The sequence below is a fragment of the Achromobacter sp. ACM03 genome (assembly GCF_014851665.1).
In the GTDB taxonomy this organism is placed as follows: domain Bacteria; phylum Pseudomonadota; class Gammaproteobacteria; order Burkholderiales; family Burkholderiaceae_B; genus Achromobacter; species Achromobacter aegrifaciens.
Genome location: NZ_JACVAD010000002.1, coordinates 184,796 through 202,438 on the forward strand (window position 1 = coordinate 184,796; position 17,643 = coordinate 202,438).

General features: G+C 67.0%; 13 protein-coding genes and 1 tRNA gene. 9 read left to right on the top strand and 5 right to left on the bottom strand.

The genetic code is table 11. The annotated features are described in order from the left end of the window. Nucleotide 1: 1 nt before the first annotated feature. Nucleotides 2-1,009: a sterol desaturase family protein gene (locus tag IB257_RS09115; RefSeq protein ID WP_054455301.1), complete on the top strand. Its 1,008-nt coding sequence runs from the start codon at nt 2-4 to the stop codon at nt 1,007-1,009. A gap of 82 nt (nt 1,010-1,091) precedes the next feature. Here IB257_RS09115 and IB257_RS09120 read toward each other — a convergent pair whose 3' ends face one another. Further along, nucleotides 1,092-1,595 (bottom strand): acyl-CoA thioesterase, encoded by a 504-nt coding sequence (locus IB257_RS09120; RefSeq protein ID WP_119451221.1) that lies wholly within the window; start codon nt 1,593-1,595, stop codon nt 1,092-1,094. 50 nt (nt 1,596-1,645) lie between these two features. Beyond that, nucleotides 1,646-3,112 (bottom strand): DUF1254 domain-containing protein, encoded by a 1,467-nt coding sequence (locus tag IB257_RS09125; protein ID WP_192492202.1) that lies wholly within the window; start codon nt 3,110-3,112, stop codon nt 1,646-1,648. A gap of 304 nt (nt 3,113-3,416) precedes the next feature. On the opposite strand from IB257_RS09125, the gene fdnG reads away from it, so the two are divergent. From fdnG to IB257_RS09160, 7 genes are all read left to right on the top strand, one after another. Beyond that, nucleotides 3,417-6,485 carry a formate dehydrogenase-N subunit alpha gene (fdnG, locus tag IB257_RS09130; RefSeq protein WP_147400263.1) on the top strand — a complete coding sequence of 1,023 codons (3,069 nt, stop codon included), beginning with the start codon at nt 3,417-3,419 and terminating at the stop codon, nt 6,483-6,485. Nucleotides 6,486-6,495: 10 nt separating this feature from the next. Continuing rightward, nucleotides 6,496-7,395: a formate dehydrogenase subunit beta gene (gene fdxH / locus IB257_RS09135; protein WP_054455293.1), complete on the top strand. Its 900-nt coding sequence runs from the start codon at nt 6,496-6,498 to the stop codon at nt 7,393-7,395. Beyond that, nucleotides 7,388-8,020, top strand: a complete 633-nt coding sequence (locus IB257_RS09140; RefSeq protein ID WP_054455291.1) for a formate dehydrogenase subunit gamma — start codon at nt 7,388-7,390, stop codon at nt 8,018-8,020. Before fdxH ends, IB257_RS09140 begins: the two co-directional genes overlap by 8 nt. A gap of 139 nt (nt 8,021-8,159) precedes the next feature. Next, nucleotides 8,160-9,104 carry a formate dehydrogenase accessory protein FdhE gene (gene fdhE / locus IB257_RS09145; RefSeq protein WP_192492203.1) on the top strand — a complete coding sequence of 315 codons (945 nt, stop codon included), beginning with the start codon at nt 8,160-8,162 and terminating at the stop codon, nt 9,102-9,104. Continuing rightward, on the top strand, nt 9,104-10,534 hold the full coding sequence (gene selA, locus IB257_RS09150; protein ID WP_192492204.1) for an L-seryl-tRNA(Sec) selenium transferase: 1,431 nt from the start codon (nt 9,104-9,106) through the stop codon (nt 10,532-10,534). Before fdhE ends, selA begins: the two co-directional genes overlap by 1 nt. Further along, on the top strand, nt 10,531-12,465 hold the full coding sequence (gene selB, locus IB257_RS09155; protein WP_054455287.1) for a selenocysteine-specific translation elongation factor: 1,935 nt from the start codon (nt 10,531-10,533) through the stop codon (nt 12,463-12,465). Before selA ends, selB begins: the two co-directional genes overlap by 4 nt. Nucleotides 12,466-12,489: 24 nt before the next feature. Continuing rightward, nucleotides 12,490-12,585 (top strand) — tRNA-Sec (locus tag IB257_RS09160). A gap of 16 nt (nt 12,586-12,601) precedes the next feature. Here the strand turns inward: IB257_RS09160 and IB257_RS09165 are convergent. Beyond that, nucleotides 12,602-13,141: a TlpA disulfide reductase family protein gene (locus tag IB257_RS09165; RefSeq protein ID WP_192492205.1), complete on the bottom strand. Its 540-nt coding sequence runs from the start codon at nt 13,139-13,141 to the stop codon at nt 12,602-12,604. 31 nt (nt 13,142-13,172) lie between these two features. Then, complete coding sequence (locus IB257_RS09170; protein WP_192492206.1) at nt 13,173-14,273, bottom strand: transglutaminase-like domain-containing protein; 1,101 nt, start codon at nt 14,271-14,273, stop codon at nt 13,173-13,175. A gap of 139 nt (nt 14,274-14,412) precedes the next feature. On the opposite strand from IB257_RS09170, the gene selD reads away from it, so the two are divergent. Further along, nucleotides 14,413-15,477, top strand: coding sequence for a selenide, water dikinase SelD (gene selD, locus IB257_RS09175; RefSeq protein WP_054455282.1), 1,065 nt, complete (start codon nt 14,413-14,415; stop codon nt 15,475-15,477). A 22-nt stretch (nt 15,478-15,499) separates the two neighbouring features. On the opposite strand, the gene IB257_RS09180 is transcribed toward selD, so the two are convergent. Further along, nucleotides 15,500-17,566, bottom strand: coding sequence for an LTA synthase family protein (locus tag IB257_RS09180; protein WP_192492207.1), 2,067 nt, complete (start codon nt 17,564-17,566; stop codon nt 15,500-15,502). Nucleotides 17,567-17,643 lie beyond the last annotated feature (77 nt).

Here is a 17,643-nt window from a genome sequence, read left to right on the forward strand (position 1 = left end):
CATGGATACGCTTAGTCAATTGTTCGGAGAGTGCCAGCAATGGCTCTTCGAAACGGCGATTCAGCCCGCGCTGTTCCACCTGGGCATGAGCAACTTCATCGAGGACGGCTACGACGCCACCATGTGGCTGCTGGTCGGCCTGCTGCAGATTGTCGTGCTGGTTTTGGTGTTCGGTCCCCTGCAGCGCCTGCGCCCCGTGGAGGCGGTTACCGACCGTCGCCAGATCGGCATCGACGTGCTGTACACGCTGATCCACCGGCTGGGCGCTTTCCGCCTGCTGCTGTTCTTCACCATCGACCCGTTGTGGGACAGCGTGTTTGGTCAGCTGCACGTCTGGGGTTTCGCGCCTTTCCAGCTGGACCAGTACTGGCCCGGCGTGACGGACAAGGCCTGGGTCAGCCTGATCATCTACCTGTTGCTGTTCGACGCGGTGGACTACATCTACCACCGTGCCCAGCACCGTTTCGGCTGGCTCTGGGCTTTGCACGCCGTGCATCACAGCCAGCGCCAGATGACCATCTGGAGCGACGACCGCAACCACCTGCTGGACGATATGCTGCGCGACGTGCTGGTGGTGTTCGTGTCGCAACTGGTGGGCGTGCCGCCGGCGCAGTTCGTCATGGTGGTGGCCATCACTCAGCTGGCGCAGAGTTTCTCGCACGCCAATCTGCGCATGCATTTCGGCGCCATCGGCGAGCGCCTGCTGGTCAGCCCGCGCTTTCACCGCCACCACCATTCCATCGCCTACGACGCCTCCACGCCGGGTCCGGTGGGCGGCTACAACTTTGCGGCGCTGTTTCCCATCTGGGACGTACTGTTCCGCACCGCCCGCTTCGGCGTGGGCTACGGCCCCACGGGCATTCATGACCAGCAGGCGGAACTGGGCGGGCGTGATTACGGCCGCGGCTTCTGGTCGCAGCAGTGGCTGGGCTTGAAACGCATGGTGGGCCGCGACCGCGAACCCGCCGCCGCGCCGCCGTCGCCTCCGGCCTCGGTTGAACGCGCCTGAAAGCGGCCTGGCCTCAAAGGCCGCGCATGAAAAAACGAGCCCGCTGGGCTCGTTTTGTTTTGGGCGGGCAGGGAATTCCGTTTCAGGGTTGCGCGTCGTGCGTGGTTTCGCGCTTGATCTCGCCGTGCCGGCGTTCCATTTCCTGGCGCAGTTCGCGGCGCAGCCGGGCGGCTTCCATGCGTTGCTTCTCTTCCAGGTTGCGCGGTTCCAGCGGCGGCACCGCGGTCGGCGCGCCCTGATCATCCACCGCAACCATCGTGAAATAGCAGCTGTTGGTGTGGCGCACGAGCTTCTTGCGGATGTCCTCGGTGACGACCTTGATGCCGATTTCCATGGACGTGCGGCCGGTGTAGTTCACCGCCGCCAGAAAGGTCACCAGTTCGCCCACGTGGATCGGTTCGCGGAACACGACCTGGTCCACGGACAGGGTCACCACATATTGGCCGGCGTACCGGCTGGCACAGGCGTAGGCCACCTGGTCCAGGTACTTGAGGATGGTTCCGCCGTGCACATTCCCTGAGAAATTCGCCATGTCCGGCGTCATCAGGATGGTCATCGACAATTGGTGGCTAAAGGCTTCGTCCATGGCGGGCGTTCAATCTTGGATAAAACGCCTATGGTAGCGGCAGGCGCCTGTCATGGCTGCGTCTTTTCAGCGGCTTCCGGGGTTTCTTGCGTCGCTTCTTCGGGCGGGGCGTCGCGCAGCAGGGCGGGGGGCGTCCACAATCCGTCCAGTAGGGCAGATTCCGGCGCATACACGCGCAGCAGCACGCTGACCGCGCCGGCGGCAGGCAGCGGCAGCCAGTTGGACTGTTCCTCGGGCGCGGGCGGCGCATGGCTGATGCGCAGGTCCAGCGAACCGTCGGCGTTGTAGCGCAGCGGGTCGCGGTCGCCCAGCGCGTAGCGGTTCAGCGGATTGGCCGACGGCATGCCTTGCGCGTCATAGGCCGCCAGCGACCACAGCGCCGCGGCGGGCGGCAATTGGCCGCTTTCGAAATGCAGCGTGTAGCCATGCGCGCCATCCAGCGGTGCGCCCTGGCTGTCGGCCGCCAGCAGCAGCACGCTCAGGTCTTCGGGCAGGCCCGCGCCCGGCTGCGCCTGCGCCGCCAGGGCGCGCCGCAGATAGGAATTGCCGTAGACGCCGATGCTGGCGGTTTCCTGGTGCCAGCCGTTGACGCTGCGCACCGTGGCGCCGGCTGCCGCCGTCATGCGCTCGCGCGCCGCCCGCAGGCCGCGGCGCAAGCCCTGTTTGGCAGGATGGTCGAGCTGGGCGAAGTCGAATGGCCGGCCGGCGACCAGCCCGGCGCCGCGCAGCCTGGCCAGCACCGGCTGGTCGGTGGCATGCGGCGGGTTCTTGCGCAGCAGCTCCGCCGCATATTCGAAGTAGGCGTCGGTCGGCATGGATTCGACCTGCTCGCGCACGGGGATGCGCAGATTCAGGGAAGGATCGGCCTTCAACCGCTGCGCCTGCGCGGGCAGGTTCCATTGCGCCAGCGGCGTCACCAGGAAGCCGTCCTGCAAGGCGTGGACCGCGGGGTAATCGGCAGGCCCATCGGCCTGGATCAGATTCTTGGCCCAAACATAGGCGGTGGGCGCATCGATGCGCGCCATGCCCGAGGGCAGCACGCCGTTCCAGCCCGGTGGAACGATCACGGTATTGCCCTTGGCCGTGCCGGTGCTGCGCTTACCCAGCGTGGCGAACACGTCGGTCCACATGTCCAGCAGCGTCAGCGTATAGAGCCGGCCTTGGGTATCCGGCACCGACAGCACCACCGGCCCGGACGTCAGGTCCAGCCAGCCGACGCTGCGCAGCATGTCGGGGTTGGCCCAGGGCGTGGCGGCGCCCGGCTGCGGCAGCGCACGCGCGTGCAGAAAGGTGTTGGCCGGCGCGCCGTCGTTGCCGCGGGACGGATGGGTGAACTGGCGGCGGGTCAGGTCCATCGTGACCAGCGGATAGAAGTACAGATAGCCTTCCATGCCCGTCTGGTGGGCGGCCTCGGTGGCCGCCGCCGCGGGAGTCAGCGCGGCCGGGGCCGCGCGGGTCAGCGTGGCGGGCGCGAGCGCGGCGGTGATGGACAGGGCCAGGGCAACAAGGCGGCGCATCGGCGCTCCTACGGTCATGCGGAAAACAGGATGGAAGGCTGGAGGCGCGGCGTCCCCGAATGGGGAGCGTGGGGGCCAGTCCAGGCAGCCGGGAATGGTAGCAGCCGCAGGATCATCCAAAATCTGCGAAAAAACCCTATTTCGCCGCCAAATTTCAGACATAAGGAAGGTCTCTTTGGGGCCGGATGCCATGGCGCGTCCGTCCCGCAAAGCCTATACTTGGAAAAATATCCTTGGAAACCGTAGGGCTTTTTGCTTCGGCCAGCCAACGGCTTCCTCCATTTCACCAGGAGAGGAGTGTTTCATGGTCAACATGAATCGCCGCCAGTTCTTCAAGGTGACCGGTGCGACGCTGGCAGGCTCCAGCCTGGCTTTGCTGGGGGCAGCCCCCGGCACGGCCATGGCCGAAGTCCGCCAGTACAAGCTTGCGCGCATGACTGAAACGCGCAACACCTGTCCCTACTGTTCGGTCGCCTGTGGACTGCTGATGTACGGCTTGGGCGACGGCTCCAAGAACGCCCGTGCCAGCATCATGCACATCGAAGGCGACCCCGACCACCCCGTCAACCGCGGCACGCTCTGTCCGAAGGGCGCTGCCCTGATCGACTTCATCCACAGCCCCAACCGCCTGAAGTACCCGGAATACCGGGCTCCAGGTTCGGACAAGTGGGTGCGGATGTCGTGGGACGACGCCCTGACCCGCATCACCAAGCTCATGAAGGCGGACCGCGACGCGAACTTCGTCGAGAAGACCGCGGACGGCAAGACCGTCAACCGGTGGCTGACCACCGGCATGCTGGCGGCCTCGGCAAGCAGCAACGAGGTCGGCTACATCACGCACAAGACTGTGCGCAGCATGGGGATACTGGCGTTCGATAACCAAGCCCGTGTCTGACATGGCCCGACGGTGGCAGGTCTTGCCCCGACGTTTGGCCGTGGAGCGATGACGAACCATTGGGTCGACATCAAGAACGCGGACGTAGTACTGATCATGGGCGGCAATGCCGCCGAGGCCCACCCTTGCGGGTTCAAATGGGTCACGGAAGCAAAGGCCCATAACAAGGCAAAGCTGATCGTCGTGGATCCGCGCTTTACGCGCTCGGCATCCGTGGCGGACTTCTACGCGCCCATACGCACCGGCACCGACATCATCTTCTTGGGCGGCGTCATCAAGTATCTGCTGGACAACGACAAGATCCAGCACGAGTACGTGCGCAACTACACGGACTTTTCCTTCATCGTGCGCGAGGACTTCGCGTTCGACGCAGGCCTGTATTCCGGCTACGACGCCGAAAAGCGCACCTACAACAAGGCCAGCTGGGACTACGAGCGCGGCGACGACGGCTACGTCAAGACGGACCCGACGCTGGCGCATCCGCGCACCGTCTACCAGTTGCTGAAGAAGCACTACTCGCGCTACACCGAAGACATGGTCGAGCGCGTCTGCGGCACGCCCAAGGACAAGTTCCTGAAGGTGTGCGAGATGCTGGCTTCCACTGCCACCACCAACCGCGCCGCGACCATCCTCTACGCGCTGGGGTGGACGCAGCACTCCATCGGTTCGCAGATCATCCGCACGGGCGCGATGGTGCAGCTGCTGCTGGGCAACATCGGCATCGCCGGCGGCGGCATGAACGCGCTGCGCGGGCACTCGAACATCCAGGGCCTGACCGATCTGGGCCTGATGTCGAACCTGCTGCCCGGCTACATGACCCTGCCCAACGAGCCCGAGCAGGACTACGGCAAGTACATCGAGTCGCGCACGCAGAAACCCCTGCGGCCCAATCAGCTTAGCTACTGGCAGAACTACAGCAAGTTCCACGTGAGCCTGATGAAGGCCTGGTGGGGCAAGTCCGCCACGGCCGAAAACAATTGGGCGTTCGACTACCTGCCCAAGCTGGACAAGCTCTACGACATGCTGCAGGTCTACGAGCTCATGAACCAGGGCAAGATGAATGGCTACATCGCCCAGGGCTTCAACCCCCTGGCGGCCGCGCCCAACAAGGCCAAGCTGAACGCCGGTTTCGCCAAGCTGAAATTCCTGGTCATCATGGATCCGCTGGTCACCGAGACCTCCGAGTTCTGGCGCAACGCGGGCGAGGCCAACGATGTGGATCCGTCCAAGATCCAGACCGAGGTCTTCCGTCTGCCGACCACCTGTTTCGCCGAGGAAGACGGCACGCTGGTGAACTCCGGCCGCTGGCTGCAATGGCACTGGAAGGGCGCGGAGCCTCCGGGCGAAGCCAAGAGCGACATCGAGATCATGGCGCTGCTGTTCACGCGCCTGCGCAAGATGTACCAGGACGAGGGCGGCAAGTATCCCGATCCCATCGTCAACCTGTCGTGGCCGTACTCCAATCCGCAGAATCCCACCGCTGAAGAGCTGGCCAAGGAATACACCGGCAAGGCACTGGTGGAACTGACCGACCCCAAGGATCCGTCCAAGGTCACCCGCAAGGCCGGCGAGCAATTGGCCGGCTTCGCGGAACTGCGCGACGATGGCTCCACCATCAGCGGCTGTTGGATCTTCGCGGGCGCCTGGGGCCCTGGCGGCAACCTGATGGCGCGGCGCGACAACAGCGACCCGACCGGCATCGGCCAGACCCTGAACTGGGCCTGGGCGTGGCCGGCCAATCGCCGCATCCTGTACAACCGCGCCTCCTGTGACGTGGCGGGCAAGCCCTTCGATCCGCGCCGCAGCCTGATCTCCTGGAACGGCAAGTTCTGGACCGGCGCGGACATCCCCGACTTCAAGGGCGATGAAAATCCCGACGGCGGCATGGGGCCGTTCATCATGAACCCCGAGGGCGTGGCGCGCTTCTTCGCGCGGGCGGGCATGGCCGAAGGGCCGTTCCCCGAGCACTACGAACCCTTCGAGACGCCGCTGGGCTACAACCCGCTGTATCCGAAGGCCAAGGGCGTCACCAGCAATCCGGCCGCGCGGGTCTTCAAGGACGACCTGGCCGCGATGGGCACCGTGGACAAGTTCCCCTACGTGGCCACGACCTACCGCCTGACCGAGCACTTCCACTACTGGACCAAGCACGTCCGCATCAACTCGATCCTCCAGCCGGAGCAGTTCGTGGAGATCGGCGAGGCGCTGGCCAAGGAATTGGGCATTGCCAACGGGTCGCGCGTGAAGGTGTCGTCCAACCGCGGCTACATCAAGGCGGTGGCGCTGGTCACCAAGCGCTTGCGCGCGCTGACCATCGAGGGCAAGACCGTGCACCACGTGGGCATCCCCATCCATTGGGGCTTCGTGGGCCTGGCCAAGCCTGGCTTCCTCACCAACACCCTGACGCCGTTCGTGGGCGACGGGAATTCCCAGACGCCGGAATTCAAGTCGTTCCTGGTGCAGGTCGAGAAGGCCTAAGGAGACCGACATGTCCATGCAATCCCTAGACATCAAGCGGCGCTCCGCCACCACCACGCCGCCGCCGGGCATCCGCGAGCCCGTCACGGGCTCGGTGGCCAAGCTGATCGACGTCTCCAAGTGCATCGGCTGCAAGGCTTGCCAAAGCGCCTGTATGGAATGGAACGATCTGCGCGACGAGATCGGCACCAACGTGGGCGTCTACGACAACCCTGCCGACCTGACCGAGCATTCCTGGACCGTCATGCGCTTCTCCGAATACGAGAATCCGCAAGGCGACCTGGAATGGCTGATCCGCAAGGACGGCTGCATGCACTGCGAGGATCCGGGCTGCCTGAAGGCCTGTCCCTCGCCGGGCGCCATCATCCAGTACAACAACGGCATCGTGGATTTCCACGAAGAGAACTGCATCGGTTGCGGCTACTGCATCACTGGCTGTCCGTTCAACGTGCCGCGCATCTCCAAGAAGGACCACAAGGCGTACAAGTGCACCCTGTGTTCCGACCGCGTGGCCGTCGGTCAGGAGCCGGCCTGCGTCAAGGCCTGTCCCACCGGCGCCATCGTCTTCGGCACCAAGGAAGACATGACGCAGCACGCCGAGGAACGGATCGTCGACCTCAAGTCGCGCGGCTTCGACAAGGCCGGCCTGTATGACCCGCAGGGCGTGGGCGGCACCCACGTCATGTACGTGCTGCATCACGCCGACCAGCCCGGGCTGTACCACGGGCTGCCCAAGGACCCGCAGATCAGCCCCATGGTTTCGCTGTGGAAGGGCCTGGCCAAACCGCTGGGCGTGGCCGCCATGGCCCTGACCGCGCTGGCGGGCTTCTTCCACTACGCCCGCGTTGGCCGCAACGAGGTGTCCGAGGAAGACGAACGCCGTGCCGAAGAGGAGGTGCGCCATGAGTGAAGACCGCCATCACCGCCGGATCAAGCGCTACACGCCAGGTGAGCGCACCAACCACTGGATCATCGCCTTCACGTTCATCCTGTTGGCACTGTCCGGGCTGGCGTTGTTCCACCCGTCCATGTACTGGCTGACCAACCTGTTCGGGGGCGGTCCCTGGACGCGCATCCTGCATCCCTTCATCGGGATCGTGATGTTCGTCTGCTTCGTCGTGTTCGCCGGCCACATGTGGCGGCACAACCTCATGACGAAGGCCGATCGCCAGTGGATGCGGCAACTGAACGACGTGGTCGAGAACCGCGAGGAAAAGCTCCCGGAAGTCGGCAAGTACAACGCCGGCCAGAAGCTGCTGTTCTACGTGTTGATCCTCTGCATGCTGGGCCTGTTCGTCAGCGGCATCGTGATCTGGCGCGAGTACTTCGCGTTCTACTTCCCGATCTGGATCATCCGCGCCGCCTCGGTGGTGCATGCCGTCAGCGCGCTGGTGCTGATCTGCGCCATCATCGTGCACATCTACGCTGCCATTTGGGTCAAGGGTTCGCTGACCGCGATGCTGCGCGGGTATGTGACGGCGGGTTGGGCGTGGAAGCATCACCGCGCCTGGTTCCGCGAACAAATCAGAAAATAAAGCTGACGGGGCGCGCTGGCAGGCGCGTCCCGCTTGCTCTGCGGCAAATGGGCCTCTCCTGGCGCCCACGCATCCGCCCAACGGCTGCTATCCTTCTCCTTGAAGGCTGGCAGCCGTGTTTTTTTATCTGGAGACGCAAGTGCAGCGAATTCTTCCGCGCGGCGAGATCGAAGCGCTAGACCATAACCGCATTCCCCAAGTCAGCCTGCCGGACCGCGCGTCGGTTTTTGCCACGCGCGCAGCCCGCTTGCGGCAGCTGGCGGCGGATAGCCCGGTGGCCGACTACCTGCTGCTGATGGCGCATCTGGTCGACGCCCAGCACCGCGCCTTGCAGGATTGCGCCGCGCCCGCGGCCTCCGAGGAGCGCATTTCGCTGGCGCAGGCGCATGGCATGCCGCCCCTGCAGGCCGTGGGCTGGCCGCGCGACCCCTTGTGGCGCAACATCCTGGGCCAGCTGCTGGACCACGTCGCCAGCGCCAAGGACGTGCCGGCCGAGGCCATCGAAGTCTGCGCCGGCCTGCGCCGCGCGCTGACCGAGTCCCCGGAGTCGCTGGAGGATCTGGCCGAGGCCGTGCTGTCCGAGCAGGACCAGGGCGTGGACGGCGCCGCCGCTCCCTTCGTGATGGCGGCCCTGCAAGTCTATTGGACCGATCTGGCCAGCCGTTTCGACGAAAAGCAGTTGCCAGTGGCCAGTCCCTTCGGCGTCTGTCCCGTTTGCGCCAGCCTGCCGGTGGCCAGCGTGGTCCGCGTGGGCGGGCAGTTCGAAGGCTACCGCTACCTGTGCTGCAGCCTGTGCGCGACCCAGTGGCACATGGTGCGGGTGAAATGCTCGCACTGCGAAGACGTGGAATCGGTGGCCTACCAGGCCATCGAGGGCCGCACGCCCGCCATCAAGGCCGAAACCTGCGACCACTGCCACACCTATCGCAAGATCTTCTACCAGGACAAGGACCTGCAGGTGGAGCCCGTGGCCGACGACCTGGCCAGCCTGATGCTGGACGTGCTGGTCGGCGAGGCCGGCTATTCGCGGGCCAGCGGCAATCCGTTGCTGTGGCACGGATCGGAGCCGGGAGTAGAGCAGTGATGGCCGCGCCAGCGCCCGCAGGCGGCGTGGCCGCGGTCTCGGAGATCCCGTCGCTGGACCGGTTGCTGAATGCGCCGGCCATGCGCGCCGCGCTGGACGGGCACGGCCGCACGCAGGTGGTGGCGGCCCTGCGCCGCGACCTGGACGCGATGCGCGAACGCGCGCTGGCCGGCGGGTTGCCGCGCCAGGAATTGGAAGCCGACGCCGTGGCGGCGCGCGTGGCCGCGGCCCTGGCCCGCGCCGCCGAGCCCAGGCTGCGGGCCGTGTACAACCTGACCGGTACGGTGTTGCACACCAATCTGGGCCGGGCGCTGCTGCCCGACGAGGCGGTGGCGTCGGTGCTGCGCGCCCTCACCACCCCCGCCAACCTGGAGTTCGACCTGGACACCGGCGGGCGCGGCGACCGCGACGACCTGATCGACGAACTGTTGTGCGAACTGACGGGGGCCGAGGCCGCTACCGTCGTCAACAACAATGCGGCCGCCGTATTGCTGATGCTCAATGCCCTGGCAGACCGGCGCGAAGTCGTGGTGTCCCGGGGCGAACTGGTCGAGATCGGCGGCGCGTTCCGCATCCCGGACATCATGAAGCGCGCCGGGGCCAAGCTGGTCGAAGTCGGCACCACCAACCGCACCCATGCCGCCGATTACGAAAACGCCATCGGCCCGCGTACCGCCATGCTGATGAAGGTGCATTGCAGCAACTACGCGGTCACCGGTTTCACCAAGAGCGTGAGCGTGGCCGAGGTGGCGGCGCTGGCGCACGCGCGCGGCCTGCCCGCTACCGTGGACCTGGGCAGCGGCACGCTGGTCGACCTGACCCAGTTCGGCCTGCCCAAGGAAGACACCGTGCGCGAAACCATCGCGGCCGGCGCGGACCTGGTCACCTTCAGCGGCGACAAACTGCTGGGCGGCCCGCAGGCCGGCCTGCTGGTGGGCCGCAAGGACCTGATCCGCAAGATCAAGAAGAATCCGCTCAAGCGCGCGCTGCGCGTCAGCAAGCTGACGCTGGCGGCCTTGGAGCCGGTGTTGGGCCTGTACCGCGCGCCCGAATTCCTGGCCGATCGCTTGACCACGCTGCGCTTGTTGACCCGCCCGCAACGCGACATCCAGCCGCAGGCCGAGCGCCTGCGCGGCGTCCTGGCGCATGCGGCGGGCGAGCACTACGCGGTAGAGGCCGTGCCCATGTTCAGCCAGATCGGCAGCGGCGCCTTGCCCGTGGACCAGCTGCCCAGCTACGGCCTGGCCGCGCGCTACACCGGCAGCGGCCGCGCCGGCCGGCACCTGGACAAACTGGAGACGCAATTGCGCCGCCTGCCCGTGCCCGTGATCGGCCGCATTGCGGACGACGCCCTATGGCTGGATCTGCGTTGCCTGGAAGCGCGCGACGAACCGGCCTTCGCCGCGCAACTCGCGGAGCGCCTGGCGTGATCATCGGCACCGCAGGCCATATCGATCACGGCAAGACCACGCTGGTGCGGGCGCTGACCGGCATCGATACCGACAGGCTCAAGGAAGAGAAGGCGCGCGGGATTTCCATCGAGCTGGGCTATGCCTACACCCCGTTGCCCAACGGCGACGTGCTGGGCTTCATCGACGTGCCCGGGCACGAGAAGCTTGTGCACACCATGGCGGCCGGCGCCAGCGGCATTGATTTCGGCCTGCTGGTGGTGGCGGCGGACGACGGCGTCATGCCGCAGACGCGCGAACACCTGGCGATCCTGACCCTGCTGGGCGTGGAACGCGGCGCGGTGGCGCTGACCAAGACCGACCGCGCCGATGCCGGGCGGCTGCAGGCAGTGCGCGCGGAAATCGCCGAACTGTCCGCGGGTACCTTCCTGCAGGATGCGCCGCTATACGCCGTATGCGCGTCGCAGGCCGGCGACCCGGGCGTGGCGGAACTGAAAGACTATCTGCACGGCGAGGCTCAAGCCCTGCGCCAGCGCGACAGCGCGGGCCTGTTCCGGCTGGCCGTCGATCGCGTGTTCACCCTGGCCGGCCACGGCACGGTGGTGACAGGCACGGCCCATGCCGGACTGGCGCGTGCGGACGACGACGCTGCCGACCTGCGGCTGATGCCTGCCGGCACACGCGTACGCGTGCGCAGCATCCATGCCCAGAACCAGCGCAGCGAAACCGGCGCGGCCGGCCAACGTTGCGCCTTGAATCTCGCCGGTATGGACAAGAACGCCATCGCGCGCGGCGACTGGATCGCGGATGCGCGCTGCTTTTTGCCGTCGCGCCATGTCGACGTGGCGCTGACGCTGCTGGCAACCGCCGACGCGCCGGTGCGCGCATGGGCGCCGCTGCATGTGCACATCGGCGCCGCGCGCCACGTGGCGCACGTGGTGCCGCTGAGCGCGGAATCGCTTGCCCCGGGACAGTCCGGCTGGGTGCAGCTGGTGTTCGACGAACCCGTCTGCGTCATGCCGGGCGACCGCTACATTGTGCGCAACGCGCAGGCCACGCGCACGGTCGGCGGTGGCCGGGTGCTGGACCCGAACGCTCCTGACCGCAAGCGCCGGTCCGCCGCGCGCATGCAGTGGCTGCAGGCGCTGGCGGCCATGCTGGACGGCGCCGGCCTGCATCCCGTGCTGGAGCACGCTGCGCTGGGGCTGGACGAAGACGCCTTGCAGCGTCTGACGGGCAAACCGGTAAATGAGATCGCTGCGCCGCCCGTTGCGGTATGGCTGGAGGCGCGCACGCCGCAGGCGCCGCGCACCCTGATCCTGACTGCCCATTGGGATGCGCTGCGCGCGCGCGTGGAACAGGCGCTGGCGGCCTTCCATCAAGGCGCGCCCGACGAGCCAGGCCCTGACGGCCCGCGCTTGCGCCGCATGGCCATGCCCGTCGGCCCGGATGCGCTGTGGCAGGCGGCGCTGGACGATCTGCAGCGCGATGGCCGCATCGTGCGCAATGGCCCCTGGCTGCACCTGCCGGGTCATAGCGCAACCTTGGCGCCCGAGGAGTCGGCGCTGGCCGGGCGCGTGCTGCCTCTGCTGGCGGCCGGCGCCTTCGACCCGCCCTGGGTGCGGGATCTCGCCCGCACGCTGGGCGAGCCCGAGGACCGCATGCGGCAGCTGCTGCGCAAGCTGCTGCGGCGCGGCGACGTGGCCCAGGTGGTGAAGGACCTGTTCTATCACCGCGACCAGGTGGCGGCGTTGGCAGCGCTGGCGCAAGGCCTGGCGGCGCAGCCCGCGGGCTTGAACGCCGCGTCGTTCCGCGACGCTACGGGCCTGGGCAGAAAGCGCGCGATCCAGATCCTGGAGTTCTTCGACCGCGTGGGGTACACGCGGCGTTTGCGCGACACGCACGTGTTGCGCCAGGAAAGCGCCTACGGAAGCCCGCGGCAGGCGCAGTAACCCGGTATCATGGGCGGCCACCGTGGAAGGCATTCGTGCCCGGTGGCACGGCTGGGCTTCAAACCCAGTTGGGGGCGTCAGACGTTCCCAGGTAGGTTCGACTCCTGCTGCCTTCCGCCATCCCTTGCGCGGCGCGCTAAGCCCGCAGCATCCCTGTCACCACGCCGCCAACCCGGTCCGATTTCCAGTCCAGTTGTTCCAGATGCCAATATCGGACGGATCCGCCGCGGTCCACCAGATAGTTTGCGGGCAGGCCGACTGCATCCCATTGCTTTGACGCCGTGCTGTTCCTGTCGTGCAGCACGGTACCCGCGACCGGCCATTTCGCCAGAAAGGCGTTGATCCTGGCCGCCGAATCGCCGACGTTCACGGCCACCAGGCGCAGGCCTTCTTCGCGGTGACGTTTGGCCATGGCGGACATGATGGGGATTTCATCGCGGCAAGGGTCGCACGAGGTGGCCCAGAAGCTGACGATGATCACGTTGCCGCGCCAGGCGGCGAGCTTCTTTTCGCGGCCGGCCAGATCGGGCAGGGCCAGCGGCGGCGTGGATGCGGTCCAGGGCGCCCAGTCCGGGCCGGTGGCCTTCTTGAGCGCATCGTCGCTGGCGGCCCGGGCATACCAGGGCAGGGCCGCCAGCGACAGGCCGGACTGCAGGAGTAGACGGCGGCTGATCATGGCGGTCCCCGTGGGTGGGCAGCGGGTGGACTCAGAGGGAAAGCGGCCTGGCGTTGAGCTTGTAGCTGAAGCTGGCGGGATCCAGGCTGTCCAGCCGGCCGTCCGAGGTTTCGCCGTTGGGATACATCAGGAAAGGCACGGGACCGTGGGCAGCGCCCGGCAGGACCACGTCGTGGCCGTGGTTGTATGCCACCCAGTTCATCTCCCAGGCGCCGAACAGCATGACGCGCGCGGCGCGAACCTTGGCATCGGTCAGCGGCAGTTCGCCGGGCGGCTCTTCCAGCATGACCTTGCGCACATCGGCAGGGTCCACCGGCACCCAGCCGTAGCCCGCGGCATAGAACTCGGCGCGGCAATGCTGCGCCTTGGTGACGTCGCCCGCCTTGCCCAGGCTTTTGTAGCCGAACTCGGAGTCCGCCACCCGCAGGCCATAGGCATCGCGGGCCGGTATGCCGGCGGCGCGGGCCAGTGCGACAAACAGGGAGTTGATGTCGGCGCACTTGCCGTTCAGATCATTGGCCGTGAGCATGTAGCGCACGTCGCCCACGCCGCAGCCGCGGGTGGACGCGGTTCTGCAGGTGTTCTCGACCACCCATTCGTAGATGGCGCGGGCCTGCGCCAGATCGCCGCGGTGGCCGCGGGTGATGCGGTCGGCGGTGCTCTTGACGATGCCGTCGGTAGGCAGCAGCGCGGTAGGCTGGAGGAATTCGCGTAGCGCGGCCGCGCTTTCACGGGGAACGTCGGCCGCGGGCGGCTGGCTCAGGTCCACGCGCCGGTTGCGGGTCTGGAAGCGGCTGGTGACCGTGACCTGGCGCGGCGCCTGCGCGTCCGGCCATTGCACGGCAAGCATCTGCACGCCGTAGCCGGGCGCCTGGGTCAGTTGGGCCACGCCGCCGCCGCTGACCTGCCAGGCGCTCTGCGCGCCGCGCTGGTAGGTGGTGTCAGTGGAGTAGGGTACCGGGATCCAGATGCGCGCGTGCGCGCCCGGATCCTGCACGGTGATGTCGGTGGTCAGTTCGAAGGCGCGCCATCCGGCGCTGACAGGGGCGAGTCCCGCGTGCGCCGCCCTGGGCAGGGCCGCGCTGGCGGCGCACAGGGCGCCCGAGAAACGGAGGAAATGTCGGCGATCCATATAGCCCTCACTCACGGTGAAGATTGGCTGTCGGTGCGCCCGGGGCCGGGCGGCCGTCCGTTGCTGCGTGCTGCCGGATCATCATAGGGCCAATCCCGGGGGCGGTGCTATCCTTTTCCACTGACCTATGGAGATTCAGATGACCACCCAGGATGTTGCCAGCGCGGCGGTGCCGCGATTGACTTCGCTTTCGCACGGCGGCGGCTGCGGCTGCAAGATCGCACCCGGCGTGCTGTCCGAGTTGCTCAAGCGCTTCGGCCCGGCGGTCAGCTACCCTGATCTGCTGGTGGGCACCGAGACGGCCGACGACGCGGCGGTCTATCGGCTGAACGACGAGCAGGCGCTCATCGCCACCACCGATTTCTTCATGCCCATCGTCGACGACCCCTACGACTTCGGCCGCATCGCCGCGACCAATGCGCTGTCGGACGTCTACGCGATGGGCGGCACGCCCATCATGGCGCTGGCCATCGTGGGCATGCCGATCAACGTGCTGCCGCATAGCGTCATTGCCGACATCCTGCGCGGCGGCGAATCGGTCTGCAAGGACGCCGGCATTCCGGTGGCCGGCGGCCACAGCATCGACTCCGTCGAACCCATTTACGGCCTGGCGGCGATGGGCCTGGTGCATCCCGGCCGCATCAAGCGCAATGCCGACGCGCGCGCTGGCGACGTGCTGATCCTGGGCAAGGCATTGGGCGTGGGCATCCTGTCGGCCGCGCTGAAAAAGAACCGGCTGAACGACGCCGGCTACCGCGCCATGATCACCGAGACCACGCGTCTGAACCGGCCGGGGCCTGCGCTGGCCGCCATGGAAGGCGTGCACGCCATCACTGACGTGACGGGCTTCGGCCTGTTGGGACATACGCTGGAAATGGCGCGCGGCGCGCAGCTGACGGCGCATGTGCGGCGCGATGCGCTGCCCTGGCTGCCCGGCGTGCAGGCCTTTGCCGCGGACGGCGTCATCACCGGCGCGTCCGGCCGCAATTGGGCTTCCTATGGCGCGTCCGTGCGCCTGGGCGAGGGCGTGAGCGACACGGAGCGGGCCTTGTTGACCGATCCGCAGACCGCCGGCGGACTGCTGGTGGCCTGCTCGCCGGACGCCGCGCAGGCCGTGCTGGACCTGTTCCGCCAGCACGGCTTCGAGCAGGCGGCCATCATCGGCGACATGCGGGCGGGCGAGCCGGAAGTGCGCGTCGACTGAAGGCCCCTGGCTGGCCTGGGCGCTAGCGCGCCTGGCCGGCGCGGCCCAATTCCTGCACCTGGTAGTTGATCTGCCAGTGCAGCAGCTCCGTGTAGGCGTTCAGGCGAACCTGCTCCGCCCATTGTTCCGCCGTCGCGTCCTGCTCTTCCTCCAGCGCCAGCCCTGATGGACCTGCCCAGGGCAGGATGCGGCCGGGTTTGCCCGGCCGGAATACGCCTTCATCGGTCAGCAGCACGTGCTTGCTGTTGAAGCCGAAGCACCAGGCCGGATCGGGCTGGGCGGCCAGCAGGTCGCAGCCACTGCGGAAGTAGGCTGTTTGCGGCAGGCTCAGGTGATACAGCGTGGGCAGAATGTCCTTGTGGCTGCCCACGCGCGCCGGGTCGTAGCGCGCCTGCGCCCGGTAGGCCGGCGGCACGTACAGGTAGAACGGCACCGCGCGCGCCAGCGCCGCGTCCTTCGGGTCCTGATAATCGATACCCAGGATGTTGTGGTCGCCGGTCACGGCGACGATGGTCCGGGACGCATAGTCCGATGCCTTCAGGCGCGTCAGGAAGCGACCCAGCTGATCGTTGGCGTAACGCAGCGTGTCGAATGCGGCAGCCAGCGCATCCCAGGTCTTGAAGTAGGGCAGGCTGGCCACATCGTCCAGGGGCAGGCCGCCGCGCTGCCCGCCCTCGGGCACGATGAACGGCGGATGGTGAGTGGTGGACAAGGCGACGATGAAGAGCGGCTGGCTGTCCTGATTGCCTTGCGCCAGCCGTTCTTCGATATAGCGGAACATGTACTCGTCCGGTACGCCCCAGGTTCCGGCCCGTGCTTGCGGATAGCGCACCTTGAGGGTCTGCTGGTCCACGAATTCATGTGCGCCCAGCTTGGTGGCGAAGACGCCGAGGTTGCGCCATGTGGCGGCGCCGGACGTAACGAAGACGACCCGGTAGCCGCGCTGCAAAAAGGGCGTGAAGGCATTGCTGGCGAATGGCGTGTCCACCGCCGACGATTGGCCGACGGCTGCAATGGGGCTACGCACCAGCAGGAGGCTCAATGATTCGATGGTGCCGTTGCCTTCGGCCACGAAGCGCTCGAACACCCAGTCCTCGCTCCAGTGCGGACGCAGCGCGCCGAGCACGTCGCGCCCCGGACGGTCATACGAGTTCAGGTGTGCCCCCATGCTCTCCATGACCTGCAGCACCACGTGCGGAGGCCGCGCCGCAGCCGCCGGATTGGGCCCGGTTGCGGCCATGAAGGGCCGCAGGCCAACATCCGGCCAGCCCAGGAAGCGCTCATAGAGCTGGCGCCCCTCTCGCAAGGTGACGGGTTCGAAGCGCTTGTCGTTGCCGCGGTCGGACAGGGCCCAGGAAAAGGCAGAGACGCCATTGGGCGCGATGTCGTTGAGCAGGCGCAGCGACGAGATGCTGGTGTCGTCCTTGTTGAGCGGAAACTTGCCCAGCGATCCTCTGCAGGCCAGCACGGTAATGCCTATGATCAGCGCAAACCGCAACAGGCTGGGGATGAACGCGCGGCGCTTGAACAGCATGCCTTGCACCCAGCCACGCCAACGGCGGCCGAGCCACCAGGTTCCCGCCAGCACCGCCGCCAGCAGCAGGCCAGCCTGCGCCAGCGGGTAGCCATGCCACAGGGTCATCAGGATGGCCTGGGTGTCGTCGTCCACCAGCCCGAACACGAAGATGTCGATCGAACGGGAAAATGTGGCGAAGTAGAAGACGCTGATGATCGTGATGGCCGCGAACAGCGTCGCCATGGCTGCGCCCAGCCCCGGCAGATGGCGCTGCCAGCGCCGTTGCAGGCCGGGTCTGGCCGCCGCTGCCATGGACAGCAGCAGCAGCGCCGAACAGGCGATGCTGGCGACCTTGATGTCGAACAGCAGCCCTGTCGCCAGGGTGCGCCGCACGTCCTGCGGCAACGCGTCATAGGTCCCCGGCGCGGCATAGCGCAGCAGCAGGTAGCCGCGCCCGGCGCTTTGCGCCAGGACGCTGATCAGCCAGGGGGCCAGCAGGACCAGAAAGGATCGTTGAAAATTGACGAACCAGTCTTGCCACCCGAACGCCGGACGGAAAAGCCTAATCAACATCTTGGGAGCAGGGTTACGGACCAGCGCCGCAATCTACCGGAGCAGCCATCCCAAGTTATGAAGATCTGTATGGATTT